Here is a 25389-nt window from a genome sequence, read left to right on the forward strand (position 1 = left end):
CCAACAAAGAAGCAACTTGAAAGATGACGGGTATAGATTGATTTACTGTCACGGTGGTAGTGAATAGGGAAGTTAAGAGCTGGCTTTATCTACGAAATGAACAAGGTGTAATCAAACGCATCATTTCTTTAAAAAAGCACTGGACAGTATATCATTAAATCCGTACTATCCCCACCCGAAACGGCGTTAAGCGCCCGTAGCTCAGCTGGATAGAGCGCTGCCCTCCGGAGGCAGAGGTCTCAGGTTCGAATCCTGTCGGGTGCGCCATTATTTGCGTGCAAGAGCTGCGGTGATGTATTACGCTGTTGGTAAGTTGTATTTAGCAGTAAATAGCTGTTATGGTGGCTATAGCTCAGTTGGTAGAGCCCTGGATTGTGATTCCAGTTGTCGTGGGTTCGAGTCCCATTAGCCACCCCATCTTTTTTGTGACACGCGAGGGTGGCGGAATTGGTAGACGCGCTAGCTTCAGGTGTTAGTGTCCTTACGGACGTGGGGGTTCAAGTCCCCCCTTTCGCACCATAAAAAAGAGAAAAGTAAAGAGTAGAAAATTTCGGCGAGTAGCGCAGCTTGGTAGCGCAACTGGTTTGGGACCAGTGGGTCGGAGGTTCGAATCCTCTCTCGCCGACCAAATTCCAAAAAAAAACCTGCATTGCAGGTTTTTTTGCGTTTTATCCCTTTTTATCTCCTTGGCTTTTTGTTCCCTTTCCTGATCGATATACCTTTAAGTTGTGCTCTGTTGATTCAAATTTAGTGGATTATTTTTTAAAAATAACTATTTGTTTTATATAGTAATTTTTTATTTTTTGTATTTTGGAGACAATCGATATACTAGCTGTCTCAAATAAGAGACTTATAACAAATTGAATTATAATGAAAATAATAAATACCTTGTGTTTTGTCTCAAATAAGAGACAGTGCATGAGATGGATTTTGTGATGATTCGATTTCTTGTTGTAATAAATAGAGAAATAGCTGATGAAGCGAGGCAGCTTTCATTTAAATAAAAGCTGGCACACTAAATGCATTATTACAAACGTAGATGCTCATCCTATTTCTTATGATTGCATATGCTTCATAAACCCAGGGATGATGCAGAGCCGATTATCGGTGCCTATTGTCCATGTCACAGATGAGTAATTTTCATCGCCGACCGGACTCAACGTTGAGTGAGGCACTATCCGTCTGTAGACCTGATTGTATTTGTACACCTATCTTTGTTTTAAGGTAGGTGTTTTTTTATTTCTAAGAGATATATCTGGTAGGTTTATACCCTATGGATTTCAAGATGGATCGCGACGGCAAGGGAGTGAATCCCCGGGAGCATAGGTAACTATGTGACCGGGGTGAGCGAGTGCAGCCAACAAAGAGGCAACTTGAAAGATGACGGGTATATATACTGTTTAGGTATTACTGTCTAATATAAACAGAACTGAAAATATGATAGTTAGTTTTTTACTGTAAAATTGATTTAGTTATTTCATTTCTAAACTTATCTTAAGGGGAATATTGATGTCAAAAATGATGGGATGTCCTGGTTGTAGCCGAATGTTACATGAATCCGCACAATCATGCCCACATTGTGGCGCGATGATAAGGGCCTATTCTTCTGGTAGTCAAAGCCGCATTGTTGCTGCACTGTTGGCGTTTTTTCTTGGTTCCTTTGGCGCTCATAAATTTTATCTGGGCAAGATCGGTATGGGGATTTTATATCTGCTATTTTTCTGGACATTTATCCCTACACTTATCTCATTTATTGAATTTATTATTTATCTTTGCACTTCCGATGAAGATTTTGCTAAGAAATATGGTTAGAAAAATGCCCCGTGCGGGGCATTTTTAATCATCGGCATGAAGACTTGCTAATAATGGATGAGCGATCACGACATTACAGCACTATTACTATTAACGAGATCACTCTTCACGACATTACTTTCACGCTTTAAAGTGAGTACTAATCCCTCGCGACGAACTTGTGCGGCCTCTTCTGGTTTACGTAGTTTGTCCAATGCATCGGCTAACCAAGCATAATCATGTGCATCAGGACGTTGGGCTAATGCAGTTTTAAAGTCTTTTACTGCTTTTTCCCATTCTCCGTGGCGCAAAGCAACTTGTCCAAGTGTACTGTTTAACAGAGGGGTAGAACCATGTTGTTTTAACTGATGGTCCAATGCGTTTTGTATCGGCTTTGGATCTTCGCTTTTTAAGCGAGGGATCAATAAGAGTAAACGTTCGTCGTATTGACGTTTTAAACTTTCCAGGATGATCTTTTGTGCAGCTTCATGGTCATTACATTCAATCAAATGTTCAGATATTGCAACTTGCAACGCCACATCATGGCGAATTTTTCGGCTTTGATCGTGCCACCAACGTTTTAAACCTTCGCTGCCTTGTTCTGCCATGTACTGATTCATCAGACCGATATAGGCTTGCTGGCGCAATTTGTGAATTTGTAACTCATCATGTAGATGGATTTTTTCCATTACCGGTAGTATATCAATCAGTGACTGGTAAGCTCCTGATTTCATATAAGCCTGTTCAGCCAAGCGTAAGACTTCTGGATGACGTGAAGCTTGATTTAATAGCTTGTCTACACCATGACGGGCTGCGTGAACTTCACCTTGCGTGAGTTGAATACGTACACGGGTAATATCCACAGGCAACTGGTTATTATCTGCGACTTCTGCCGCGCGTTGTAAATATTGATTGGTACGAAATTCATCACCGCGTTGTTGGGCTGCTTCAGCCGCCAGTAAGTAGTTGACCACAGGTTGTTCTGCATGATCAGCGTTACGGGTCAGTAATTGCTCAACTTGTTTGAAATCGCCTTCTGCCAGTTTGAGCAACGCTGCTTTTGTTTGGGCATGGGCACGGCTGCGTTTGCGTCCAAGGAACCAGCCACGGGTACGTGAGCCTGTGCGTATAACTCTGCGGTAGCACCAACCAAAGAGGCAGAGTACCAGTTGTAAAAGAACAAATATAATGAACAGGCCGGTAACACTGGTTTCAATGTTGTAATTGTCAGTTTGAATCAGCACATATCCCTGATGGCCAGCAATTATCGGACCGAGCACAATACCAACAATGAGTACCACAAACAGTAATAGAACTTTCAGCATAACTTAACCCTCCTGATTAGTTTCAGAAGATTGGGAAAGTAAGCTACGAACCCGGGTTTGCATCAGTTTTTCCAGTAAAGGCTGGCTTGAAAGGTGGTCTGGCGCAGTTATGGAAACAGGCTGCTGGCTTAATGAATCAATTTCTTCCAGGAATGCTTTGGTATTGGGATCATTGATATCAAAGTAAGCTCTAACCCAAGTTGAAACTGTTTCTAATGATTGTTTAAAAACTTCACCTTGATGACGGGGTATTGCTTGGGCGGCAATCAACAGACGGGCTCGGATATTTTCTCGTAGATAGATATCTTGATTTGGTGCCAGTAATGGCTCTGCTGCGGTATCCCGGCGACGGATGGTAATGAAATTATCCATGAAACTCTTCCAGCTTTTGCTCAGATTCTGGCGCCATTCAGATAATGTACCGGTTAATTCATCATTATCTTCGTCCATTGGCGAACCATCGGTTGTATTGTCAGCCAGACGCAGGTTATCTACTTGGTTAGAAAGCTGATTAACTCGCAGGATAATGCCGTCAAAATCAATCTGACTAATGGCAGATAATGTACTGATGTCTTGTGTAATTGCACGACGGATTTCAATCAGGCTTGGATCATTCATTTCAGAGAGACTGGCATCTGCATTTTTCAGCAGAGCAGCGGCGGTGACTATATCTTGATCATTCCATAATTTCCGGCCTGCCATTTTGACCAGAAAATCAGCTTGTGCTAGTAGCCAGCTTTTTACATCAGAACTGGATAACGCAGAGATTTTGGCCTGTAACTCTTGTAGACTATGACCCAGTTGCTCATTTTGTGCGGAAAAATGGCTTAAAGTCTGTGATTGTTCTTTAAACAGCGCTTCAATATGCTGTTTATCCTGTGATTGTTGTTGTTTCAATGATTCCAGTTGTTGGCGTAGCTCGTGGTTCTCTGCACTCAATAAATGGCTTTGTTGCTGTCCGTAATAATAAAGACCGCCGCCGATTGCCAGCATGATTGCAATAGCAATAATGTTTTTTAGCGTACCAGAACGTTCTTGCTTTTGAGGCGCGGTTTCGAGCTGTTGCAAGTTTTCAACCGTAGTTTTTGTTTGTTCAACTGTCTCGGCGGACTGTTTTTGCTCCGTCATAGTGGGCATCCCATGTCAGTTTATTCTAGTGCCTGAATTAAGGCATCGTTATCTGCACTTTTTGCAACTTTAACATCTTGCCAGCCCAAGTTCCGGGCGGTATGTGCAAGACGCTCGCTTACCACAATCAGGTGGCAATGCAATAACCACCTATTTCGATCACTTTCAGGTATTAAGTTATATAATAGTTGCAGTATTTCGCCACTGGTTACAACTAAAGTTTGTACTCCATACTTTTGCCAGTGGGCACTGAATTCTGCTGCCGGGTAGTCTACTGGCTGGCGGAAATAACATTCACAATAATTAACTGTGGCACCTCTTTCTGTCAGCGTCCGGGCAATAAGTTCACGTCCGCCATTTCCTCTGAGCAGCAAAGCTTGTTTATTTTCAACCTGATGTAGTGATGGTAGTTTTAGCAAGATTTCGCTGGTCTCACCCTCTGATGACCAGATAACATTCATATCCGTTAGTTGATGAAAAGCCAGAGCGGTTGATCTGCCGATAGCATAATAAATCAGCTTGTTGGGCCATAAAAGATTAATTTTATTTAACTGAGAGTTTGCATAATAAACTGCATTTTTTGACAATAGAAATACCATATCACAGGTATTTAGATGGTTAAGCTTCTCAGCTAGCTGTGGCAGCTCTGAACCTGGGTGAATATTGATTAAAGGTGCGCTGAAAGCTGTTTTTCCCGCAGCCTGTAACTTTCTGACGAGTTCCTCTCCGGCAGGAGCAGGGCGAGTCACCAGAATACTCATGTGGGGGGATTTCCTCGATAAATTTTGGTTAGAATTTCCCGTGCTCCCCGTTCCAACAACTCTTCTGCCAATTCAACCCCTGCCTGGCAGGCATCTTTTGGGAAAGCCGTTCTCTCACCGCGAATAATAACGCTACCATCAGGTGCGCCAACTAATGCCCGTAACCAGATTTTCCCGTCCTGCCAGATAGCATAGCTACCTATTGGTACTTGGCAGCCTCCTTCCAGCCGGGTATTCATCGCACGTTCGGCAAGAACACAAGCTTCTGTATCATAGTGGTTTAATGGTGCTAACAGAGTTTGTGTTTGTTGGTCGTCAAGGCGGCATTCAATTCCTACCGCGCCTTGACCAACGGCAGGTAATGATTGTTCTGCCGTCAATGGCGTACGGATACGCTCATGCAGTTTTAACCTTTTCAATCCTGCGACGGCGAGGATGATTGCATCATAGTGACCATTATCCAACTTGTTCAGACGGGTTCCAACATTGCCCCGAAGGTCACGGACAATCAGATCAGGACGGAATACACGAAGTTGACACTGGCGGCGTAAACTTGATGTGCCAACGATGCTGCCTGTTGGCAATTCATCAAGAGAGTGATATTTCACAGAGACGAAAGCATCACGTGGATCATCACGTTCACAAATAGTGACCAGACCTAGCCCCTCAGGAAAAGAGATCGGGACGTCTTTCATTGAATGGACGGCGATATCGGCTCGGCCTTCAAGTAGAGCTAATTCTAACTCTTTGACAAATAGCCCTTTTCCTCCAATTTTTGCCAGAGGCGTGTCCAGAATAACATCGCCCTGGGTTACCATCGGAACCAGTTGAACTTCCAAATCTGGGTGACATTGTTGTAGTTTTTGTTGAACATACAGCGCCTGCCACATGGCTAGAGGGCTTTGTCGGGTTGCGATACGGATGGTTTTAGTTGACATAGATGTTTGTATTGCTCAGGCTTTTCAGCCGTCATATAAATGAAAAACATAGCACTCGTTTTAACACTTCATCACTTTTTTTTCCAGCCAGGAGGCTGAGAAGAAGAGATGCCAGTTATGTTAAAGCATAAAATAAATTTTAATTTTTAAATTATTTTTATATCTATAAAAATAGATTGATTTAATTATGAATTAACTTTTCAAATAACTTATTTCTGTAATTAAAGAATTCCGAATGGAAAAAATCATTAATTAAAATATAGCCAACGGAGTCATTTTTATAGGGTTGATGATAACAAGGTATTACGCGCATTAACTTGAAAAAATGGGCAGAGAAAATTTCTTTCGTATAAGAAAGTATAAACGGTATGGGTTTTTTGATTATTTCCATATATAACAATGTATTATTTGATTTTTCGTACGATAAGGCATCGAATTCAATTGCTTTACTGACTTTACGGTTTATCGACAAGGTGTTAAATTGATCACGTTTCCGGTAATAAATTGGTAAAAATCATTCTAAATAATTCCATCGAGCTATAACAGCCGGAAACGGGGGATTTATCTGGGCACTGGAACTCAATCGGGCGAGACGTCTTGTACCTTTATATCGAAACACTGAAGCAGAGACTGGATGCGATAAACCAACTCAGGTTAGAACGCGCTTCTACCGCCATGAGTGCGGAATTTAAACAGGTATACAGTTTACTGCCAGTATTATTGCATTATCATCATCCGATGATGCCAGGTTACATTAACGGTAATGTTCCTTATGGCGTATGTTTTTTCGTGCATGATGAAGCACAAAAATCTTATCTTAATGATTTAGAAAATAAATTAGATCACTTCATAGAACAGCCAGCCAATGGTGAACTTCCTATTACCGGTATTTACTCAATGGGCAGTACTTCATCAATCGGGCAGAGCGGTTGTTCTGATTTGGATATCTGGGTATGTCATCAGTCATGGCTTGATAATGATGAGCGCCTTTTGCTGCAACGTAAGTGTACTCTTATTGAACAGTGGGCGGCAGCGCTTAGTATTGAAGTCAATTTTTTTCTTATCGATGAAAACCGCTTTCGCCATAATGCGAGTGGTAGCCTCGGTGGTGAGAACTGCGGTTCTACTCAGCATATTCTGTTACTTGATGAATTTTATCGTACCGCTGTACGTATGGCGGGTAAGCGTTTGTTATGGGAAATGGTGCCCGTAGAAGAAGAACGCCATTATGATGAATATGTTTTATCGCTTTATGCGCAAGGTGTTCTGACGCCAAATGAGTGGCTTGATCTCGGTGGATTGAGTGAACTATCTGCTGAAGAGTACTTTGGCGCTAGCTTATGGCAACTCTATAAAAGTATCGATTCCCCTTATAAAGCCGTATTAAAAAGCTTGTTACTGGAAGCCTATTCTTGGGAATATCCCAATGGTAAGTTACTGGCAATGGAGATGAAACAGCGCCTACATGCGGGTGAAATAGTTTCCTTTGGCCTTGATGCATACAGCATGATGCTTGAGCGTGTTACCCGTTATCTGATAGAAATTAATGATACGACCCGTTTAGATCTAATACGTCGATGTTTTTATTTAAAAGTTTGTGAAAAGCTCTCTCTAAATCAAGATGATAAAGGCTGCATTGGCTGGCGACGTCAGGTTTTGACCCAATTGGTCTATGAGTGGAAATGGGATCCAGAACGGTTGAAAATTTTGGATAACCGCAACTCATGGAAAATTGAACAGGTTCGTGATGCGCATAATGAACTGCTCGATACCATGATGCAGAGCTATCGTAATCTTATCCGTTTTGCCCGCCGTAATAATCTGAGTGTCAGTGCCAGTCCACAGGATATTGGTGTGCTGACGCGTAAACTTTATGCTGCATTTGAAGCATTGCCAGGGAAAGTAACGCTGGTTAATCCGCAAATTTCGCCAGACCTATCAGAGAAAAATTTAACATTTATTTATGTCCCTCAAGGACGTGCAAACCGTAGCGGTTGGTATCTCTACAATCAGGCTCCGGCTATTGGATCGATCATTGGTCATCAACCTCTGGAATATAATCGTTATCTCAATAAACTGGTGTCGTGGACCTACTTTAACGGTTTATTAACAGAAAAATCGTGTATTCATATTCATCATGGCGAAACTCAATGTGATGAGCTGAAGTTGCATGAATTGATTAATGATATTTCTACTCATTTTCCCATCCGTCTGCCATCACCGACACCGAAAGCACTCTATAGCCCATGTGAAATTCGCCATTTGGCAATTATTGTCAATCTGGAGAAAGATCCGACCGCTGAATTCTCCAATCAGGTTGTACATTTTGATTTCCGTAAGCTTGATGTATTCAGTTTTGGTGAATCGCAACAGTGTTTGGTAGAAAGCATTGACTTACTTTATCGTAATTCATGGAATGAAGTGAGGACTTTACACTTTAGTGGTGGGCAATCTGTGCTGGAAGCGTTGAAGACCATACTGGGTAAAATGCATCAAGATGCTGCACCGCCAGCGGCTGTTGAAGTGTTCTGTTACAGCGAACATTTACGAGGGCTTATCCGAACCCGCATCCAGCAACTGGTATCTGAATGTATTGAATTACGTTTATCCAGCAATCGTCAGGACCCTGGTCGTTTTAAAGCATTACGTATTGCTGGTCAGACTTGGGGGCTGTTCTTTGAACGTCTTAACGTATCTGTGCAGAAATTGGAAAATGCCGTGGAATTCTATGGGGCAATTTCTAATAACAAATTGCATGGGTTGCCGGTGAAAATTAATACCAAAGAGACACATTTGCCCGCGGTGGTTGATGGCTTTGCCAGTGAGGGAATTATTCAATTTTTCTTCGAAAATACGCAAGATAATCAAGGTTTTAATATTTATATTCTGGATGAAACCAACCGGGTAGAAATTTATTCTCATTGTGAGGGAAGTAAGGAAGAATTGGTACGTGACGTCAGTCGGTTTTATTCTTCATCTCATGATCGGTTTACCTACGGATCAAGTTTTATCAACTTTAACTTGCCACAGTTTTATCAGATTGTGCAAATGAAAGGCCAGATTCAGGTGATTCCATTTAGTGAATCATCTTTTTCACATTTGTGTGTGGCTCATGATGGGGAAAATGAAGAGCAGCCAGAACCTTATCGTTCTGTGTCACATTACTGATTTACCCCGCGGTGCGGGGTAGGTTCAATTATGGAAAACTGAACTGCTCGCCACTTTGTTCGGTGATGGCGTGTGCTAGCATGGTTAAAAAATTGTCACCGCTGCGGTCACAAATCCACTGACCTTCTTTGTAGTCAAAATGATAACCACCGCCTTTGGTTGCCAACCAGATTTGATGGAAAGGTTCCTGGCGATTGATAATAATTTTGCTGTCATTATCAAAGCTCAGGGTCATGACGCCGCCATTGGTTTCACAGTCGATATCAGCATTGCCATCATAATTATCTAACTGCCCTTCGATATAAAGTATCAGTTGGTCAGCTAACTGGTGAAATTCACTGTCGTTCATCTTCATTTCCTATTTGCTTTTCGAGGTCTAACTGCGATTATAGAGAATATTGACGTATGAATTACAGGCATTAATGCAATGAAGAAAAAATTACGCGGATTTCTGGCTATCATAACCTTATTTGTACTTTCCGGCTGTGGACTGAAAGGTCCTCTCTATTTTCCTCCAGAACAACCATCGACAGAGAAGGCGACAACTGCGTCTCAGATTTCCCCGAATACTGGGCAGCAAGAGCAGCAAGGGCAGAAAGTGGATAGCACCTCTCAGAAATAAGCGAGATAAGCCGATAGTCAGTAGCTACGGTTTACGGTGGAGCATTATATGCAGTTCTCCAAAATGCATGGTCTAGGTAATGACTTTATGGTCGTTGATGCTGTGACCCAAAATGTTTATTTCTCACCAGAATTGATCTGCCGTTTGGCAGATAGACATACTGGTGTGGGCTTCGATCAATTATTAATTGTTGAAGCACCTTATGATCCGGATATGGATTTTCACTATCGCATTTTTAATGCTGACGGTAGTGAAGTTGCACAGTGTGGCAATGGAGCGCGTTGTTTTGCCCGTTTTGTCCGCCTTAAAGGATTAATTAATAAGCGTGATATTAAAGTCAGCACGCAATCGGGGCGGATGCTGCTGAGCATCACCAATGATGATCAGGTTTGCGTTAATATGGGGGAACCTGAATTTGAGCCGCATCATGTACCATTTCGTGCGTTAAGGGCGGAAAAAACCTATATTTTACGGGTAGTAGAAAGAACCGTTCTTTGTGGTGTTGTCTCTATGGGGAATCCTCATTGTGTGATTCAAGTGTCAGACGTGGAAACGGCTGAAGTAGATATTTTGGGGTCAGCTTTGGAAAGCTACGAAAGATTTCCTGAACGGGCGAATATTGGTTTCATGCAAATTTTAAACCGTGGTCATATCCGCTTACGGGTTTATGAACGTGGTGTTGGGGAAACCCAAGCTTGTGGCAGTGGTGCTTGTGCAGCGGTTGCAGTGGGTATTCAGCAGCAATTGCTCGACAATCACGTTCGGGTAGATTTGCCGGGAGGTTCACTGTTTATTTGTTGGGATGGGCCGGGAAAACCGCTCTATATGACGGGACCGGCGATGCATGTTTATGATGGCACAATTCATCTGTAATCGATTCTGTTTTGAGCTGCGGGGCATTGGAGATGGAGAAAAAAGAAGAGCAGTTAAACATCAATGACATACTTGATGATCAGACTGTTGTGGATTATTTATTGGAAAACCCCAATTTCTTTATCCGTAATGCATGTGTCGTTGAACAGATGCGGGTTCCTCATCCGGTAAGAGAAACGATTTCTTTGGTTGAATGGTATATGAGCCGCCAGAGAACGCGTATTGCTTATCTGGAAGAAGATATAACGCTGCTCATGGAGCAGGCTAGAGTGAATGAACAACTGTTTGAGCAGTTGCTTAAATTACTTGTTAATTTGGTTGCGGCAGAGAGCTTGCAAGATATGCTTAGTCGGTTAAGTTTATGGGCTAAGAATATGGGACTAAATAGTGCCAGTATCCGTCTTTTCAATGATAAATGGCATATTGGCGCACCACTTGATGCGCCTGATTTAGCGCTTTCTCGCAATGCTTTTGAACCAATCCGTATTCAGCGTTTTGGTAATAAAAACCACTATCTCGGTATGCTAAATGGGCCGGAAATTCTATTGCTGTTGCCGCAAGTTCGGCATGTCGGTTCGGTTGCCGTCTCTCTACTGGGAACGAGGGGCGAACTGGGTATGGTGATATTTAACAGTCGGAATCATCAACATTATCAAGAAGGCATGGGAACTGACATGCTTGAGCATCTGGCTAAGTTATTGCCGGATATATTGTCTCGTTGGATTAAACGAATATGATGCAGGAAATTGACCGGTTACTGGAGCCGATTGAGGCATTTTTGCGGTATCTCAGGGTAGAGCGTCGGTTAAGTCCAGTGACTATCATCAATTATCGTCGTCAGCTTGTCACATTGGCTGAGATGGTTTTAGAAATGGGTGTCAGCCAATGGAAAGATCTTGATCCAGTGAAAGTGAGGATGTTGGTAACACGTAGTCGTCGGGCTGGCTTACAGTCAGCTAGCTTGGCGTTGCGTTTATCTTCCTTGCGTAGTTTCCTTGATTGGCTGGTGACTCAAGGGGACATTTCCGTTAACCCGAGTAAAACCGTCAGCACGCCGGGAACCAAGCGTCATTTGCCGAAAAATATCGATGTGGATGAAGTGAACCAGCTGCTGAATATCAATTTTAATGATCCATTATCGGTGCGTGACCGGACGATGTTGGAAGTGATGTATGGTGCTGGATTACGTTTGTCGGAGTTGGTGAGCCTTGATTGCCCGCATCTGGAGCTTGAAAGTGGAGAAGTATGGGTTTCAGGTAAAGGCAGTAAAGAGCGGAAGGTGCCTTTGGGACATACTGCGGTTGAATGGCTTAATCGTTGGTTGGCAATGCGGGAACTATTCGAGCCGGAGGATAATGCTGTTTTTGTCTCAAAGAGTGGGCGGCGGATATCAACCCGTAATGTACAAAAACGGTTTGCTCAGTGGGGAATACGCCAGGGAATAAGTAGTCATATTCATCCTCATAAATTGCGCCACTCTTTTGCCACTCATATTCTGGAATCCAGCGGTGATTTGCGCGCAGTTCAGGAATTACTTGGTCATGCCAGCCTATCTTCCACACAAATCTATACTCATTTGGATTTCCAGCATTTGACAAAAGTGTATGATGTAGCCCATCCCAGAGCCAAACGGGGGAAATCGTAATGCGTTTTTACCGGCCTCTTGCGCCAGTGTTAGCGATGACATTTGATCTGGATGATACGCTGTATGATAATCATCCAGTCATGGATAAAACGGAAGAGGAAGTACTGAATTTTGTACGGCGGTATGATCCTAGGTTCAGTCATCTTAATCATCAGGATCTATGCGCTTTCCGTGAATTGACACTTGAGCAGTATCCTGAAATTTGTCATGACATGACTTTATGGCGCTGGCACTCCTCAAAGTTGATGTTTTGCTATTACGGTTTTAGCCGTGAAGATGCTGATCGGGGGGCAGATGATGTCATGGCGCATTTCACCCTCTGGCGTAATCGGATTGATATTCCTGAATCAACACATAAGACCCTGACGGCACTTGCTGAACAGATGCCACTAGTAGCCATTACTAATGGCAATGCAGAACCCGCTGCTTGTGGCCTTGCCCCTTATTTTAAATTTGTGCTGAAAGCTGGCCCTGATGGGCGTGCAAAACCTTGCAGTGATATGTACTGTTTGGCTGCGGATCGTCTGGGTTTAGCGCTTGGGCAAATCTTACATGTCGGTGATGACTTGAATACTGATGTGGCAGGGGCACTGCGTAGTGGTATGCAAGCTTGCTGGATGAATACTAAGAATAAAAAACGATTGCAGACGATGGAAAGCTGCCTACTGCCTCACATTGAGATTTACGATTTGGCTTCTTTGACAGCATTGATATAATCAAGAAATTATTCTGTATAAAAACACAGCAACCTCTGGGTGCTGTCTAATCAATCGATGGTAACTATGGACGTCTCCTATCTGCTCGAAAGTCTGAATGACAAACAACGGGAAGCGGTAGCTGCTTCGCGGACTAATATGTTGGTATTAGCAGGCGCGGGGAGTGGTAAAACCCGGGTTCTGGTACATCGAATTGCTTGGTTGTTATCGGTGGAGAAAGCTTCGCCATTTTCCATTATGGCCGTGACCTTCACCAATAAAGCGGCTGCGGAGATGCGTCATCGGATTGAAAACTTGATCGGTACCAGTCAAGGTGGAATGTGGATTGGTACGTTTCACGGTTTGGCTCATCGTTTGTTACGAGCCCATCATCTGGATGCTAATTTGCCACAGGATTTTCAGATTCTTGACAGTGAAGATCAAAATCGCCTACTTAAACGCATTATCAAAGCGATGAATCTGGATGATAAACAATGGCCAGCTCGTCAAGGCATGTGGTACATCAATGGTAAAAAAGATGAAGGATTGCGGCCACAGCATATTGAAAGTTATGGCAACCCTGTTGAGGCGACATGGCAGAAAATTTATCAGGCTTACCAAGAGGCTTGTGATCGGGCCGGGCTAGTGGATTTTGCTGAGCTTTTACTGCGAGCTCATGAGTTGTGGCTGAATAAACCTCAGATCCTGCAACATTACCGTGGCCGCTTTACTAATATTCTAGTGGATGAGTTTCAGGACACTAACAGTATTCAATATGCTTGGATCCATCTGTTGGCAGGGGAAACAGGCAAAGTGATGATTGTCGGGGATGATGATCAATCTATTTATGGTTGGCGTGGGGCTCAAGTTGAGAACATTCAGCGTTTTCTGAAAGATTTTTCCGGCGCTGAAACTATCCGTTTGGAGCAGAATTACCGTTCCACCAGTAATATTCTGAAAGTTGCCAATACGCTGATTGCTAATAATAGTGATCGTCTGGGTAAAAATCTGTGGACTGATGGTATAGAGGGTGAGCCCATCTCCCTTTATTGTGCATTTAATGAACTGGATGAAGCCCGTTATGTGGTCGGCCGGATAAAAAATTGGCTTGAAAATGGTGGTGCCCTGAAAAACTGTGCCATACTTTACCGCAGCAACGCTCAGTCCCGTGTACTGGAAGAGGCGCTGTTACAGGCATCAATGCCATACCGTATTTATGGTGGTCAACGATTCTTTGAACGTCAGGAAATTAAAGATGCACTGGCTTACCTGCGTTTGATTGCCAATCGTCATGACGACGCGGCGTTTGAACGTGTGGTGAATACGCCTACCCGTGGTATTGGTGACAGAACTTTAGATATTGTGCGTCAAGCGGCTCGTGAACGGCAGCAAACGATGTGGGACTGTTGTCAGATATTGCTTCAAGAGAAAGTGCTGGCTGGGCGTGCCGCTGCTTCCTTACAGCGTTTTATTGAACTGATTGACGCATTATCGACAGGAACAGAAGATATGCCATTGCATGTTCAGACTGACAGGGTTATCCGTGATTCTGGCCTGCGGGCAATGTATCAGCAGGAAAAAGGTGAAAAAGCGCAGGCGCGTATTGAAAACCTTGAAGAGCTTGTCACGGCGACTCGCCAGTTTAGCTATCAGGAAGAGGATGAAGATTTTACGCCATTGCAGGCGTTTCTTTCCCATGCCGCGCTGGAATCGGGAGAAGGGCAGGCCGATGCCTACCAAGATTCGGTGCAACTGATGACATTACATTCGGCTAAAGGACTGGAATTCCCACAGGTATTTATTGTTGGCATGGAAGAAGGCATGTTCCCAAGCCAGATGTCGATTGAAGAAGGTGGACGTTTGGAAGAGGAGCGTCGTTTGGCTTATGTGGGGCTGACACGTGCAATGGAAAAGCTGACCATCACTTATGCCGAAAGTCGTCGTTTATATGGCAAAGAGGTTTATCATCGGCCATCTCGTTTTATTGGGGAACTGCCGTCAGAATGTATTGAAGAAGTTCGGTTACGTGCGACAGTATCTCGTCCAGTTAGCCATAGTCGGTTAGGTACACCAATTAGCTCCAATGATAGCGGTTATGCTCTTGGGCAACGTGTTCGTCATCCTAAATTTGGTGAAGGAACCATTATCAATATGGAGGGGAGTGGTGAAAATAGCCGATTGCAAATCGCGTTTCAAGGGGAAGGGATTAAGTGGCTGGTTGCTGCTTATGCCAGACTTGAAATGGTCTGAAAATAATATCCAGGTTGAATGTTGACAGGCTTTTTCTTCTAAGCGTAACATTCGCGCCTTACGATCACGTAGGGAGTAAAGGAGACTTATGATACATGCTGAGCGCATTTAAGTTAGAGAATAATCGCCTGCTCCGTCTTGAATTTGAAGAGGGAGAAAAGTTATCTGATTCCTTATGGGTAGATTTGGTTGAGCCGGAAGAACAAGACAGGCTGCAAGTTCAAAATGAATTAGGCCAAATTCTGGCAACCCGACCGGAACTGGATGACATTGAGGCGTCGGCGCGTTTTTTTGAAGATGAAGACGGGATACACGTCCACTCATTTTTTTACTTTGAAGACGCGGAAGACCATGCTGGCAACGCAACAGTTGCATTTACTATTCGTGATGGTCGTCTCTATACGTTGCGAGAGCGGGAGCTCCCTGCGTTCCGATTGTATCGTATGCGTGCTCGTAATCAGACATTAGTCGATGGTAATGCTTATGAAGTGCTAATGGATCTGTTTGAAACCAAGATTGAACAGTTGGCTGATGTTATCGAAAATATTTACAGCGTACTGGAATCCCTGAGCCGGGTCATTATGGAAGGGAAACAGGGTGATGAGTTTGATATTGCCTTGTCCAGTCTTGCTGAACAGGAAGATATTAGCTGGAAGGTTCGCTTATGTCTTATGGATACACAGCGTGCGCTTAACTTCTTGGTGCGACGGGCCCGTTTGCCGGGAGCTCAACTAGAGCAGGCCCGTGAAATCTTGCGGGATATTGAATCACTGTTGCCACATAATGAATCTTTGTTTCAAAAAGTTAATTTCTTGATGCAGGCGGCAATGGGTTTTATCAATATTGAACAGAGCAGAATTATCAAAATCTTCTCGGTTGTCTCTGTGGTATTCCTGCCGCCAACGCTGGTGGCTTCCAGTTATGGTATGAACTTTGAATTTATGCCGGAGTTACACTGGACATTTGGTTATCCGGGCGCAATTGGTTTAATGATTGCGGCCGGCCTTGCACCGTATCTCTATTTTAAGCGGAAGAATTGGCTTTAATATATATACCCGTCATCTTTCAAGCTGCCTCTTTGTTGGCTGCACTCACTCACCCCGGTCACATAGTTATCTATGCTCCCGGGGATTCGTTCCCTTGCCGTCGCGATGCAACTTGAAATCCATAGGGTATAGCTGCTGTAATAATTGTATTATAGCGGCTATAATAGAGATATGAAAATAATACGTTAATACGTTAATACGTTAATACGTTAATACGTTAATACGTTAATACGTTAATACGTTAATAATATTTTTGTGCAGTATTGGGTTTTATTATTATTTTAAAATATTGATTATTGAGTGGAAACAATCTTAACATTATTATAAAATGCTTAAATGCTTATTCCATATGGTTCATATAATCTCTGATTGGATATATAACTTGGAGTGCTTTTTGTTTTAAAAGAAGCTTTTACTATTATTTTCTATCTTTAATATAGTTGAAGTTTTAATTTAAATATTATTAACCTTAATTCTATGGTTTTATATCGGACATAAAAAAGAATAAATAAAATTAGCTTAATTTCATCGTATGTATTTAATCATACGAATCGCTGTCCCTAATTGAGTATATTCTTTTCCCAAATATTTAAAGCCAAGGGCAATATAAAACCCTTCTGCTTGCGGATTAGCCAGCACCTGCAATGAGACTTTGCCTTTTATATGAAGATCATTCAATGTGATTTGCACCAATTGCTTGCCAATACCTTGATGCCAAAAGCCCGGTTCAACAAATATTCCATCAAGTTCTGCATTTCCATCAGATAGCGGCAATACAACACAAAATCCCAAGATTACATTAGCTTGTTCCGCAATATAAACATATCCTGCTGTAATATATTCTATCGGCAGTTCTATCATGTGGGGATTTGCTAGTAATAACTCTCTATCTTCTTCCCACATAAGAGACGCACGTAATTGCAGAGCTTCAAGGGCGAGCTGTTCGGTTGTATTGGCTAATCTGATGGCTATTTTCATTGTTTCGCTATCTCTGCGATCTACGCTGTGTATACACGGCATCCAGTGTAAACAGCACTAATGCAGCCCAGATAAAGCCGAAAGTAATCAGACGGTCGGTGCCTATTTGTTCACCATAAACCAAGGTTGCTAGCAAGAACATCAGCGTTGGGCCGACATACTGAAAGAATCCTAGTGTGGATAGGCGCAGGTGAGCTGCGGCTTCCGTGTATAACAGTAATGGCACAGTAGTAATAATGCCCGCGGCAATCAGCAATAAATTGAGAATCGTTGGGTTATTACTTAAATCACTGGTTGGGGTGTTGGCAAAACCAAATAGGTAAATGGCGGCAACCGGTAGTAACCACAGTGTTTCAATCGTCATGCCTGTTTGAGCATCAACGTTCATCTTCTTACGCAGCAGGGCATACAGGGCAAAAGTGACAGCCAAACTTAATCCAATGACCGGTATAGAACCAAATTGCCATAGCTGGATTAATACGCCGGTGAAGGCCAGAATAACCGCAGCCCATTGCGTACCGCGGAAACGCTCACTGAGAAACAACATGCCGAACAAAACGTTAACTAATGGGCTAATGAAATAACCTAAGCTGGCTTCCAGCATATGGCCGTGGTTCACCGCCCAGATATAAATCAGCCAGTTACAGGCAACCACGGTTGCTGTCACGGCCAGAAATAATACTTTTTTAGGTTGACGGAAAATTTTGGCTACCTGTGACCAGTGACGAGTTAATGTTAACAGTAGCAACATAAAGAAAAATGACCAAATAATACGATGGGTCAGAATTTCGTCAGCAGGTACTTGCTGGATATGTTTAAAATAAATTGGTGCGATTCCCCAGATAAAACAGGCACCGAAGGCGTACAATACTCCTTTGGTAGTTTGTGGCTTGTTCATATTGTCCTGATGTTAATAAAGGTGGAAAGAGTGTCATGGGTTTTTAGCCCGTTAACGTGAAAATAATATGTCACCGGGCTGAATATTACGCAAGCGATTAAAATGATATTGTCATCCTACCAAATAGGTCGCCGTTACACTGGCGATATGGGCTCTCTGCTCATTATGTAGTTCTGCTCTGGCAACAGAAACTTTGTTACCATTGCGGATAATGCTACTGGTGGCAGTAAATAATTCACCACGACCGGGGCGTAGATAATCCACCCGCAAATCAATCGTTCCCATTATTGATAATCGTTTTTCTAATTCTTCTAATGATGCAGGCACTAGACGGGTCAAGGCGTTACCGATACAGACCAATCCACCACATACGTCAAGCACTGAGGCAATGACTCCACCATGCAAAATTTTTTGTGCGATATTACCTACTAATTTACTTTGGTTACGGAATTGTATTTCTACGTAATCTTGTTCAAATCGAATTAGTTCAAGTTCTAATAATTGGTTAAAAGGCATATCGTGAACAAAAGTATGACCAATCACTTGCCGGGCTTCTTCCAGGGTTAATAGCGTTGTAGACATTTAATTTTATTCCTAAATAAAGATATATGTTTCCAATATGACTCTATATAGTTAATGACTTGTTAATATTATGCTTTTATTGCTAATCTTGCCAGCTTTAAGGAATGTCTGGCAATAATCTGAATATATACCCTATGGATTTCAAGATGGATCGCGACGGCAAGGGAGTGAATCCCCGGGAGCATAGATAACTATGTGACCGGGGTGAGCGAGTGCAGCCAACAAAGAGGCAACTTGAAAGATGACGGGTATAACATAATTGAATACAACTATAGGTAAGTTGAAACGGAAAATAATATCGGTGCTGAAATTTAATCCACTGAAATTACGTGTATAGGTAAATTATGTAAATAAAGAAGGCAGTACTGTAGCAGCACCGCCTTAATAGAGTAGTGAGCATGTTACTGATGAAACACCATTCTCCATGCCCATGGATAGTGCTATTTTACGAATGACCAAATTTGGCAATTGGGTTAATCAAGTTATCAGCAAACTGTAAACTTTGAGCCGGATCAGCTAAATCAAGCATCTGGCGGTTATTCGCTATTTGCAGGCGGTTTAGACAGCAGCGTTTAATCTCTGGTGTAAACAGATCGTAACGTACAAATTGCTCACTCAATTCAGGATGGTTGTGCTGATAGCTTAAAATACAATCTGCTACGGCCTGCCAGAAAAGATCCTGTGAATAGTCACCCTGTTCATCCAGTATTGCAGCCAGATAGCGGAATATACCGTCAAACACATCAGATAAGATAGTGAGTGTTTTCATATCTTCCGGCATGTCTACTTTGACTCGACTCGCTTTTTCCGGTAAATCGGCGTCGGGATTCATGACCAGAATCTCTTCCGCTAAATCTTTCATGAAGATGTGCTGTGGAACATGGTTTTCCAATACCATGATGATGTTTTCGCCGTGTGGCATAAACATCAGATCATAAGCGTACAAACAGTGTAACAGTGGCGCAAGATAACTCTCTAAATAGCGACGTAACCATTCATGAGTAGGTAGGCCGGATGCTGAAATTAATGCGGGCAATAGGGCATTCCCTTGCTGATCACTGTGCAGTAACGCAGCCATAGTCATCACTTGTTGCCCAGGTTCAATGAGTTGCAGCGGGTTTTCTCGCCATAGTGCCGCCATCATTTTTTTATAAGGCGTATCACTACTGATTGCTTGCTCGTAATAGCTGTTTTTGAATCCAACACTGGCGACTTCTCGTAAAATTTTAAAACGATAATGTTGCAAGATGGGATCTTGTGTGACCAGATCGAATAGCCAGTCGTTAATGCCTGGCGTCGTCGCCATATAATAAGGTGATAAACCGCGCATGAATCCCATATTTAGAATGGACAACGCCATTTTTACATAATATCGCTGAGGATGACTGCGATTGAATAGGGTGCGGATTGACTGTTGTGCCTGATAGATATCGGCACCAATACCAAGGTAGACCAATTTCTGATTAGCAATATCAGGAGCAAACACCGATGTCAGTTTGTTCTGCCATTGCCAGGGGTGAACTGGCATCAGAACGTAATCTTCTGGATTAAGGTTAAGCGCGATCAACCGCTGATCAAATTCAGCCATTGCAGTGGTGCCTAGTTCTTGTTCCAGCAACTGTTGATAATTGAGTTGCTCGATGCAAGCAAAGTGTGCCTTGCTCTTATGTGCGGCCAGCCATACTAAATGCATAGCAGAGGCAGCTTCGGGACTAAAGTTCTGGAAATCACCAATATCAAAACCAATCCGGCCATTGTTGGCGACGAAAGAGGGATGTCCCTCCATCATCTCCCCTTCCAGCGCCTGAAAATCAGTATTCACGAGATCCATTGCACTGATACCGATTCTGTTATGCTTAAAAGCACTGCTATAGAGAGTACTGGTAATTTCTTCCAGATAGGTAGGCATTACGACATCACTGATGCCAAGTTGTTGTTTGAACTCAATAATGAATAGTAAGGAATCGAGTACTTTTTCTTCTCCGTTGGCATTTTTTTGTAGCGAATCGGCATCAATCAGCCAGTGATCCAGTGCCATACGCCGTGCCCGGAAAGTATAGCTGACCAGATGGTTAGCATTATCCAAACGGTAATGGTGATATCCATCATTATCTGCTTTTTCAGTTAACTGTTGAGGCACGAGTAAACATTCATGTGAAAATTCAGAAATCGCTTTACACAAGTGCAGACGATTAACTTTCAGCCAGACCGCCGGTTGCAAGTGTATGGCATTTGTCATCAATGCGCCTGAGTGGGTTGATGTTGTCGCTTGATGTTCCCGCTGTAACGCAATCTGATGTTGTTCTCTGGTGCAAAAGGCTAACTTGGCTGTTTTATTCGGTAATACCAATGCCTTCTGATAAACAAAACCAGCCCGTAGATTAAGTTTGTGAATTTTTTCATTACGTATATCAGGTTCAACCACAATGCGAGCCACAGTAGGATCACTAAAAATAAAGGCCATGATGGTTTGGAAAATTCCCCAGGTGAAATGCCTTATTTTTTCTTGCGGTGGTGCAACCAGAATATGTATTCCCATATCATCTGGGTGTGCCGGATAATATTTTCCAATCAGATCATCTTGTGCACGATAACACTCTAATAGAAAAGTAGGTTGCCCCCGATATATTCCAATAAAGACACTGCCCGGATGGCTTGATTCTAAATTATGATAAAATTCCCGTACTTGTTTCTCAGTATTGTTTTGCATTCCCCAATAATGGGCGTAATCCCGGTTAACCCAGTCAGTTAATATGAGAATATCCTGTTCCAGATCCAGTGGACGTAATGCAAAGGTACCTATTTCAGGCAAGGATTTTTCAAACAGTGTAGGATTAAAAACGGACATTAGCATGCTCCTTCGGTTTCAACGCTGAACTGCTGGAAAGCGATACTTTTCTCAATCGGATAATGTTCAATACCGGTAATTTCATAAATCAGGCAGGAGTTGCGATAACAGGCCATTCCCAGATCCGGCGTGACGAAACCGTGAGTATGTAATTCCACATTCTGTATGAAAATGGTATTGTTCTGATCGATACTGTAATTACGCTGTACACCATAACGTCCTTTCTCATCCCAACGGATAAGGTGATGTATACCTTCAATAAAAGTCGGGATTTGATACTGATAGCCGGTAGCCAGAACAACTCCTTCGGTGTCCAGAGAAAATGGTTGCTCCTGTTCGTGTTGGAATAACGCCAATGTTAGGTCGCGGCCATTTTGGGCATGGCTAACTTGTTGTAATTCACTATTGGTATATAAATTGACGTTTAACTTGCCATTTAACCTTTTGGTGTACATTAAATCGAAAATATCATTGATTAATGAACTATTGATACCTTTATAAAGCTGCTTGTGGGACAAATTTAATGCATCACGCTTTTCGCCCGGGAGACTATAGAAATAATCTACATATTCTGGTGACGTCATTTCTAGTGTCAGCTTGGTATATTCCAGCGGGAAAAAACGTGGCGAGCGGGTAAGCCAATTAAGTTGATAATCGAATTTATCAATATCACTGAGCAAATCGTAGAAAATCTCAGCGGCACTTTGTCCACTACCCAGAACAGTAATAGATTGCTTTTGTTGTAAAGCTTCTTTGTTCTTCAAGTAATCACCAGATGTCACCATCTGATTAGAGAAGGGTTGGCAACACTTTGGAATATAAGGTGCAGGTCCGGTACCCAATACCAATTTTTTACAAACAAATTGGTGTTGTTGCCCAGTTAACGTATCTGAACAATGTAATGTATATAGCGAGGTATGTTCATTATAACTAATGCTGTCAACGCGTGTGTTAAAGCGTAGATTAGATAACTGTTCTGCCGCCCACTGACAATATTGGTTGTATTCCTTACGCATCAGGAAAAAACTTTCCCGGATATAAAAAGAGTATATTCTCCCTTTTTGCTTGATGTAATTAAGGAAGCTAAGTGGATGAGTGGGTGATGCCAGAGTCACCAGATCTGACATAAAAGGGGTTTGCATGGTGGAATTTTCTAGCATCATTCCCGGATGCCAATCAAAGCCCGGTTTTTGATCAATGAACAGGCTATGAACATCTTTTAATGGCTGAGTTAAACATGCTAGTCCGAGATTAAAAGGACCTATTCCAATGGCGATAAAATCATAAGGGCGAGTTGTCATAAAAATTTCTCCTGGTAATAAACAGTATTAATCTCATTAATTGTTATTATGGGTTGCCAGAAAATCGTTTCCGTGCATTACGATGTTATGCACAATTTCTTGTAGATGTTGTTGGCTCGTTGCTGGATTAAGGAAAGTAAATTTTAAATATTGTCTGCCATTGACTTTGGTACCTGCAATAACGGTATTACCTTCACGGAATAGTGCCTTACGAATGGCTGCATTGATGGCATCAATATCTGCATCAGGTAATTTTTGTTTAGGAATAAAACGGAAAACCAAAGTACTTAATTCTGGATAATGAATAAGTTCAAAATAGGGATTCTGTGCCATTAATCGATAGGCATCCTGAGCAGTATCGACCACTTTATCAAAAGCTTGTCCGAGTCGTTTTGCACCCATAATTCGTAATGTCAGCCACATTTTCAATGCATCAAAACGACGCGTTGTCTGGATACTTTTATTGACCAGATTAGGTGTACCCTCTTGTGAGGCACTGAGTGGATTTAAATATTCGGCATGATAAGTCAAATGGGATAAATGCTGCTTATTTTTGACGAAGAAAGCACTACAACTAACGGGTTGGAAGAATGACTTATGGTAATCCACAGTGACAGAATCTGCCAAATTAATGCCTTCCAGTAGATGAGCGCGGCGAGGCGAAACCAGTAAACCGCATCCGTATGCCGCATCCACATGTAGCCAGATACTATACTGTTTAGCGATAGCCGCGATAGGATGAAGTGGGTCAATACTGCCGAAATCTGTGGTACCTGTCGTAGCAACAATGGCAAAAGGAATGTTGCCCTGTTCGATGCATTGGTTAATGCTTTGTTCCAATGATTGAGGGTCCATGCGGAACTCACTGTCATGAGGAACAGAGATAACGGCGTTATATCCCAAACCAAGGATAGCAGCGGCTTTTTGTGTACTGAAGTGGCTGACTGTCGAGGTAAAAATACGCAGTTTATGGAAATCTGTCGGCAGACCATGTAACTGATTTTTATGTTCAGGATCGCGCTGGTGACAAAAGTGGTCCCGCGCAAGTAGTATTGCCATCAGATTTGATTGGGTACCGCCACTAGTAAAGATACCATCGGCATTTGTGCCCAATGCCATTTTATCTCGTGTCCAGTCGAGAACTTTTTGCTCTATTAGTGTCCCGCCAGCGCTTTGATCCCAGGTATCCAATGAAGAATTAATCGCGCCAATAATGGTTTCAGCCAGAACAGCGGGTAATACCAGTGGACAGTTAAGATGAGCAACATATTTTGGATGATGAAAATAAACAGCATCTTTAAGATAAAGTTGCTGTAGCTCATCTAAGGCCTGGTTTAACGAGGTCAGAGGAAGATCTAAATTCACTTTAGAAAATAGCGGGGATAGTTCATGGGGTAATATCCCACTGAAAGGTCTATCTACCCGCTGTAGTATTTTCTTTATTCTGGTAATGACATTATAGGCGTCATCAAGATAGTCTCCAGCACTATGCATATTTAAGAAATATCTGGAAAAATCTTTTTCCGTTATATGACTATCTTCCGTGAGTGGATGGTTTAATAGCAGAGCATCTCCGTACATTATATGTCCTTGTTATTTCATATATAGGTTGTAATTTGGTTATTTCCCAACATAATTGATTTTATTATGTGTAATATTGGGTTAGAGTAAATGACTGTTGAATAATAGCGCGATTAAATCATAATAATCTCTTTCTACCTAAGCAGATAAAAATTAAAAGTTATAGAATAGAATGTTAATGTTTGTTTTCTACTTTGGATTCCAAAGGGCAATCATGGCAATTATCGACGCCAGGTAGTTTATTTCTCTGGCAACAACTGCGACGCTGCATATTGTTATGCCGTAAAATAACAGTACGGTAAAGGGGGTTATCTCTACCATCAGGTAATTGTGGTTCCATAAAAAGACCATTTATAATTTCTTGATATAACTTGCTATTTATTCTTGTGCTGAATTCTACAAGATACCAATACATAAGATAACCAATATTATTCCACAGGAGACGTCTATTTATCCCTTGATATGATTCAATCTTTTCGCATACGGGAATAATATGGCGATCCAAGAGAGAATAGTGGCGATGGAGTAATGATGAAGGTGCCTCATTCAGCCAGGTCAAATTATAGTAAAAAATATCTGGCCTGCCGCTATCATGGAATTCAACCTGAAAAAGATTGTAATGGGTATCCACTGCTTGTGGATATTCCAGCAACATTAACATCATTGGGGGAATAACTAAACCAAAATACCATTGTGTCCATAAGGAATATAGGGCTTTCTGGCTAGGTTTTATATCGTTGTCACCGTAATATTCATCTTGATAGCGCTGAATTAATACTGGAAATTTCCTTGTGTCTGACCACTGAGGGAAATTCATGCTGGTAGTAGGGATATTATCTGCATTTATTTTCATGGTGGCAGAAAAATGGCTAAACGTTTGTTCAAATAACTGAATGATATCTTCAATTACCACTGTGGTTAAAGGTGTAATTGAATGCTTTGTCTCTGACACCACCAAC

Annotated in this window: 21 protein-coding genes and 4 tRNA genes; 13 read left to right on the forward strand and 12 right to left on the reverse strand. The window is 42.3% G+C overall.

The window, feature by feature from the left end; all coding sequences use genetic code 11:
- Positions 1 to 190 precede the first annotated feature (190 nt).
- The 5 genes from AAC155_RS14040 to AAC155_RS14060 all read left to right on the forward strand — a co-directional run bounded on the left by AAC155_RS14040 (position 191) and on the right by AAC155_RS14060 (position 1812).
- A tRNA-Arg gene (locus tag AAC155_RS14040) sits at positions 191 to 267 on the forward strand.
- A 74-nt stretch (positions 268 to 341) separates the two neighbouring features.
- Positions 342 to 417: transfer RNA gene (locus AAC155_RS14045), tRNA-His, on the forward strand.
- 15 nt (positions 418 to 432) lie between these two features.
- Positions 433 to 519 (forward strand) — tRNA-Leu (locus tag AAC155_RS14050).
- A gap of 32 nt (positions 520 to 551) precedes the next feature.
- Positions 552 to 628 (forward strand) — tRNA-Pro (locus AAC155_RS14055).
- Positions 629 to 1509: 881 nt separating this feature from the next.
- Positions 1510 to 1812, forward strand: a complete 303-nt coding sequence (locus AAC155_RS14060) for an NINE protein (protein ID WP_113042889.1) — start codon at positions 1510 to 1512, stop codon at positions 1810 to 1812.
- A 65-nt stretch (positions 1813 to 1877) separates the two neighbouring features.
- Here the strand turns inward: AAC155_RS14060 and hemY are convergent, their stop codons facing one another.
- From hemY to hemC, 4 genes are read right to left on the reverse strand one after another with little or no spacing between them, the layout of a single operon-like run.
- Positions 1878 to 3116: a protoheme IX biogenesis protein HemY gene (hemY, locus tag AAC155_RS14065; RefSeq protein ID WP_113042891.1), complete on the reverse strand. Its 1239-nt coding sequence runs from the start codon at positions 3114 to 3116 to the stop codon at positions 1878 to 1880.
- Between the two features lie 3 nt (positions 3117 to 3119).
- Positions 3120 to 4244 carry a uroporphyrinogen-III C-methyltransferase gene (gene hemX / locus AAC155_RS14070; protein WP_113042893.1) on the reverse strand — a complete coding sequence of 375 codons (1125 nt, stop codon included), beginning with the start codon at positions 4242 to 4244 and terminating at the stop codon, positions 3120 to 3122.
- A gap of 20 nt (positions 4245 to 4264) precedes the next feature.
- Positions 4265 to 5005: a uroporphyrinogen-III synthase gene (hemD, locus tag AAC155_RS14075; RefSeq protein ID WP_113042896.1), complete on the reverse strand. Its 741-nt coding sequence runs from the start codon at positions 5003 to 5005 to the stop codon at positions 4265 to 4267.
- Positions 5002 to 5943, reverse strand: coding sequence for a hydroxymethylbilane synthase (gene hemC / locus AAC155_RS14080; protein WP_113042897.1), 942 nt, complete (start codon positions 5941 to 5943; stop codon positions 5002 to 5004). The genes hemD and hemC overlap by 4 nt, the downstream gene beginning before the upstream one ends.
- A 597-nt stretch (positions 5944 to 6540) precedes the next feature.
- On the opposite strand from hemC, the gene AAC155_RS14085 reads away from it, so the two are divergent.
- Positions 6541 to 9111 carry a class I adenylate cyclase gene (locus tag AAC155_RS14085; RefSeq protein ID WP_113042899.1) on the forward strand — a complete coding sequence of 857 codons (2571 nt, stop codon included), beginning with the start codon at positions 6541 to 6543 and terminating at the stop codon, positions 9109 to 9111.
- 28 nt (positions 9112 to 9139) lie between these two features.
- On the opposite strand, the gene cyaY is transcribed toward AAC155_RS14085, so the two are convergent.
- Positions 9140 to 9460 (reverse strand): iron donor protein CyaY, encoded by a 321-nt coding sequence (cyaY, locus tag AAC155_RS14090; RefSeq protein ID WP_113042901.1) that lies wholly within the window; start codon positions 9458 to 9460, stop codon positions 9140 to 9142.
- A 78-nt stretch (positions 9461 to 9538) separates the two neighbouring features.
- Between cyaY and lptM the strand changes: the two genes are divergently transcribed.
- The 7 genes from lptM (at position 9539) to corA (ending at position 16242) form a co-directional block, all read left to right on the forward strand.
- Entirely contained in the window at positions 9539 to 9733 is a 195-nt protein-coding gene (lptM, locus tag AAC155_RS14095; protein ID WP_113042903.1) for an LPS translocon maturation chaperone LptM, read from the forward strand.
- A gap of 48 nt (positions 9734 to 9781) precedes the next feature.
- Complete coding sequence (dapF, locus tag AAC155_RS14100; protein WP_113042905.1) at positions 9782 to 10606, forward strand: diaminopimelate epimerase; 825 nt, start codon at positions 9782 to 9784, stop codon at positions 10604 to 10606.
- A gap of 32 nt (positions 10607 to 10638) precedes the next feature.
- Positions 10639 to 11343 (forward strand): DUF484 domain-containing protein, encoded by a 705-nt coding sequence (locus AAC155_RS14105; RefSeq protein WP_113042907.1) that lies wholly within the window; start codon positions 10639 to 10641, stop codon positions 11341 to 11343.
- Positions 11343 to 12251: a tyrosine recombinase XerC gene (xerC, locus tag AAC155_RS14110; protein WP_191214875.1), complete on the forward strand. Its 909-nt coding sequence runs from the start codon at positions 11343 to 11345 to the stop codon at positions 12249 to 12251. Before AAC155_RS14105 ends, xerC begins: the two co-directional genes overlap by 1 nt.
- Positions 12251 to 12967: a 5-amino-6-(5-phospho-D-ribitylamino)uracil phosphatase YigB gene (yigB, locus tag AAC155_RS14115; RefSeq protein WP_113042911.1), complete on the forward strand. Its 717-nt coding sequence runs from the start codon at positions 12251 to 12253 to the stop codon at positions 12965 to 12967. Before xerC ends, yigB begins: the two co-directional genes overlap by 1 nt.
- Positions 12968 to 13033: 66 nt before the next feature.
- Positions 13034 to 15196: a DNA helicase II gene (gene uvrD / locus AAC155_RS14120; RefSeq protein WP_445260689.1), complete on the forward strand. Its 2163-nt coding sequence runs from the start codon at positions 13034 to 13036 to the stop codon at positions 15194 to 15196.
- Between the two features lie 95 nt (positions 15197 to 15291).
- Complete coding sequence (gene corA, locus AAC155_RS14125) at positions 15292 to 16242, forward strand: magnesium/cobalt transporter CorA (protein ID WP_112877284.1); 951 nt, start codon at positions 15292 to 15294, stop codon at positions 16240 to 16242.
- A gap of 525 nt (positions 16243 to 16767) precedes the next feature.
- Here corA and AAC155_RS14130 read toward each other — a convergent pair.
- From AAC155_RS14130 to fhuF, 7 genes are all read right to left on the reverse strand, one after another.
- The gene (locus tag AAC155_RS14130) at positions 16768 to 17220 is read right to left on the reverse strand and encodes a GNAT family N-acetyltransferase (RefSeq protein ID WP_158536573.1); all 453 of its coding nucleotides are present in this window, start codon (positions 17218 to 17220) and stop codon (positions 16768 to 16770) included.
- Between the two features lie 7 nt (positions 17221 to 17227).
- Positions 17228 to 18118 carry an EamA family transporter RarD gene (gene rarD / locus AAC155_RS14135; RefSeq protein WP_113042916.1) on the reverse strand — a complete coding sequence of 297 codons (891 nt, stop codon included), beginning with the start codon at positions 18116 to 18118 and terminating at the stop codon, positions 17228 to 17230.
- 111 nt (positions 18119 to 18229) lie between these two features.
- Entirely contained in the window at positions 18230 to 18700 is a 471-nt protein-coding gene (locus AAC155_RS14140; RefSeq protein ID WP_113042917.1) for a thioesterase family protein, read from the reverse strand.
- Positions 18701 to 19145: 445 nt separating this feature from the next.
- Positions 19146 to 21548 (reverse strand): GNAT family N-acetyltransferase, encoded by a 2403-nt coding sequence (locus tag AAC155_RS14145; protein WP_113042919.1) that lies wholly within the window; start codon positions 21546 to 21548, stop codon positions 19146 to 19148.
- Positions 21548 to 22849, reverse strand: coding sequence for a lysine N(6)-hydroxylase/L-ornithine N(5)-oxygenase family protein (locus tag AAC155_RS14150; protein ID WP_113042920.1), 1302 nt, complete (start codon positions 22847 to 22849; stop codon positions 21548 to 21550). Before AAC155_RS14150 ends, AAC155_RS14145 begins: the two co-directional genes overlap by 1 nt.
- Before the next feature lie 36 nt (positions 22850 to 22885).
- The gene (locus AAC155_RS14155) at positions 22886 to 24430 is read right to left on the reverse strand and encodes a pyridoxal phosphate-dependent decarboxylase family protein (RefSeq protein WP_113042922.1); all 1545 of its coding nucleotides are present in this window, start codon (positions 24428 to 24430) and stop codon (positions 22886 to 22888) included.
- A gap of 175 nt (positions 24431 to 24605) precedes the next feature.
- Positions 24606 to 25382: a siderophore-iron reductase FhuF gene (gene fhuF, locus AAC155_RS14160; protein ID WP_229015663.1), complete on the reverse strand. Its 777-nt coding sequence runs from the start codon at positions 25380 to 25382 to the stop codon at positions 24606 to 24608.
- Between the last annotated feature and the right edge of the window lie 7 nt (positions 25383 to 25389).

Source organism: Photorhabdus sp. HUG-39 (assembly GCF_963878365.1).
Taxonomy (GTDB): Bacteria; Pseudomonadota; Gammaproteobacteria; order Enterobacterales; family Enterobacteriaceae; genus Photorhabdus; species Photorhabdus kayaii.

What these genes read in the sequence shown, in the direction of transcription:
- AAC155_RS14150 (WP_113042920.1), bottom strand. Translation starts at nt 22,849, where the DNA reads ATGACAACTCGCCCTTATGATTTTATCGCCATTGGAATAGGTCCTTTT.
- cyaY (WP_113042901.1), bottom strand. Translation starts at nt 9,460, where the DNA reads ATGAACGACAGTGAATTTCACCAGTTAGCTGACCAACTGATACTTTAT.
- dapF (WP_113042905.1), top strand. Translation starts at nt 9,782, where the DNA reads ATGCAGTTCTCCAAAATGCATGGTCTAGGTAATGACTTTATGGTCGTT.
- lptM (WP_113042903.1), top strand. Translation starts at nt 9,539, where the DNA reads ATGAAGAAAAAATTACGCGGATTTCTGGCTATCATAACCTTATTTGTA.
- hemD (WP_113042896.1), bottom strand. Translation starts at nt 5,005, where the DNA reads ATGAGTATTCTGGTGACTCGCCCTGCTCCTGCCGGAGAGGAACTCGTC.
- hemC (WP_113042897.1), bottom strand. Translation starts at nt 5,943, where the DNA reads ATGTCAACTAAAACCATCCGTATCGCAACCCGACAAAGCCCTCTAGCC.
- AAC155_RS14145 (WP_113042919.1), bottom strand. Translation starts at nt 21,548, where the DNA reads ATGTCCGTTTTTAATCCTACACTGTTTGAAAAATCCTTGCCTGAAATA.
- uvrD (WP_445260689.1), top strand. Translation starts at nt 13,034, where the DNA reads ATGGACGTCTCCTATCTGCTCGAAAGTCTGAATGACAAACAACGGGAA.
- hemY (WP_113042891.1), bottom strand. Translation starts at nt 3,116, where the DNA reads ATGCTGAAAGTTCTATTACTGTTTGTGGTACTCATTGTTGGTATTGTG.
- rarD (WP_113042916.1), bottom strand. Translation starts at nt 18,118, where the DNA reads ATGAACAAGCCACAAACTACCAAAGGAGTATTGTACGCCTTCGGTGCC.
- AAC155_RS14060 (WP_113042889.1), top strand. Translation starts at nt 1,510, where the DNA reads ATGTCAAAAATGATGGGATGTCCTGGTTGTAGCCGAATGTTACATGAA.
- AAC155_RS14130 (WP_158536573.1), bottom strand. Translation starts at nt 17,220, where the DNA reads ATGAAAATAGCCATCAGATTAGCCAATACAACCGAACAGCTCGCCCTT.
- corA (WP_112877284.1), top strand. Translation starts at nt 15,292, where the DNA reads ATGCTGAGCGCATTTAAGTTAGAGAATAATCGCCTGCTCCGTCTTGAA.
- xerC (WP_191214875.1), top strand. Translation starts at nt 11,343, where the DNA reads ATGCAGGAAATTGACCGGTTACTGGAGCCGATTGAGGCATTTTTGCGG.
- hemX (WP_113042893.1), bottom strand. Translation starts at nt 4,244, where the DNA reads ATGACGGAGCAAAAACAGTCCGCCGAGACAGTTGAACAAACAAAAACT.
- AAC155_RS14155 (WP_113042922.1), bottom strand. Translation starts at nt 24,430, where the DNA reads ATGTACGGAGATGCTCTGCTATTAAACCATCCACTCACGGAAGATAGT.
- AAC155_RS14105 (WP_113042907.1), top strand. Translation starts at nt 10,639, where the DNA reads ATGGAGAAAAAAGAAGAGCAGTTAAACATCAATGACATACTTGATGAT.
- yigB (WP_113042911.1), top strand. Translation starts at nt 12,251, where the DNA reads ATGCGTTTTTACCGGCCTCTTGCGCCAGTGTTAGCGATGACATTTGAT.
- AAC155_RS14140 (WP_113042917.1), bottom strand. Translation starts at nt 18,700, where the DNA reads ATGTCTACAACGCTATTAACCCTGGAAGAAGCCCGGCAAGTGATTGGT.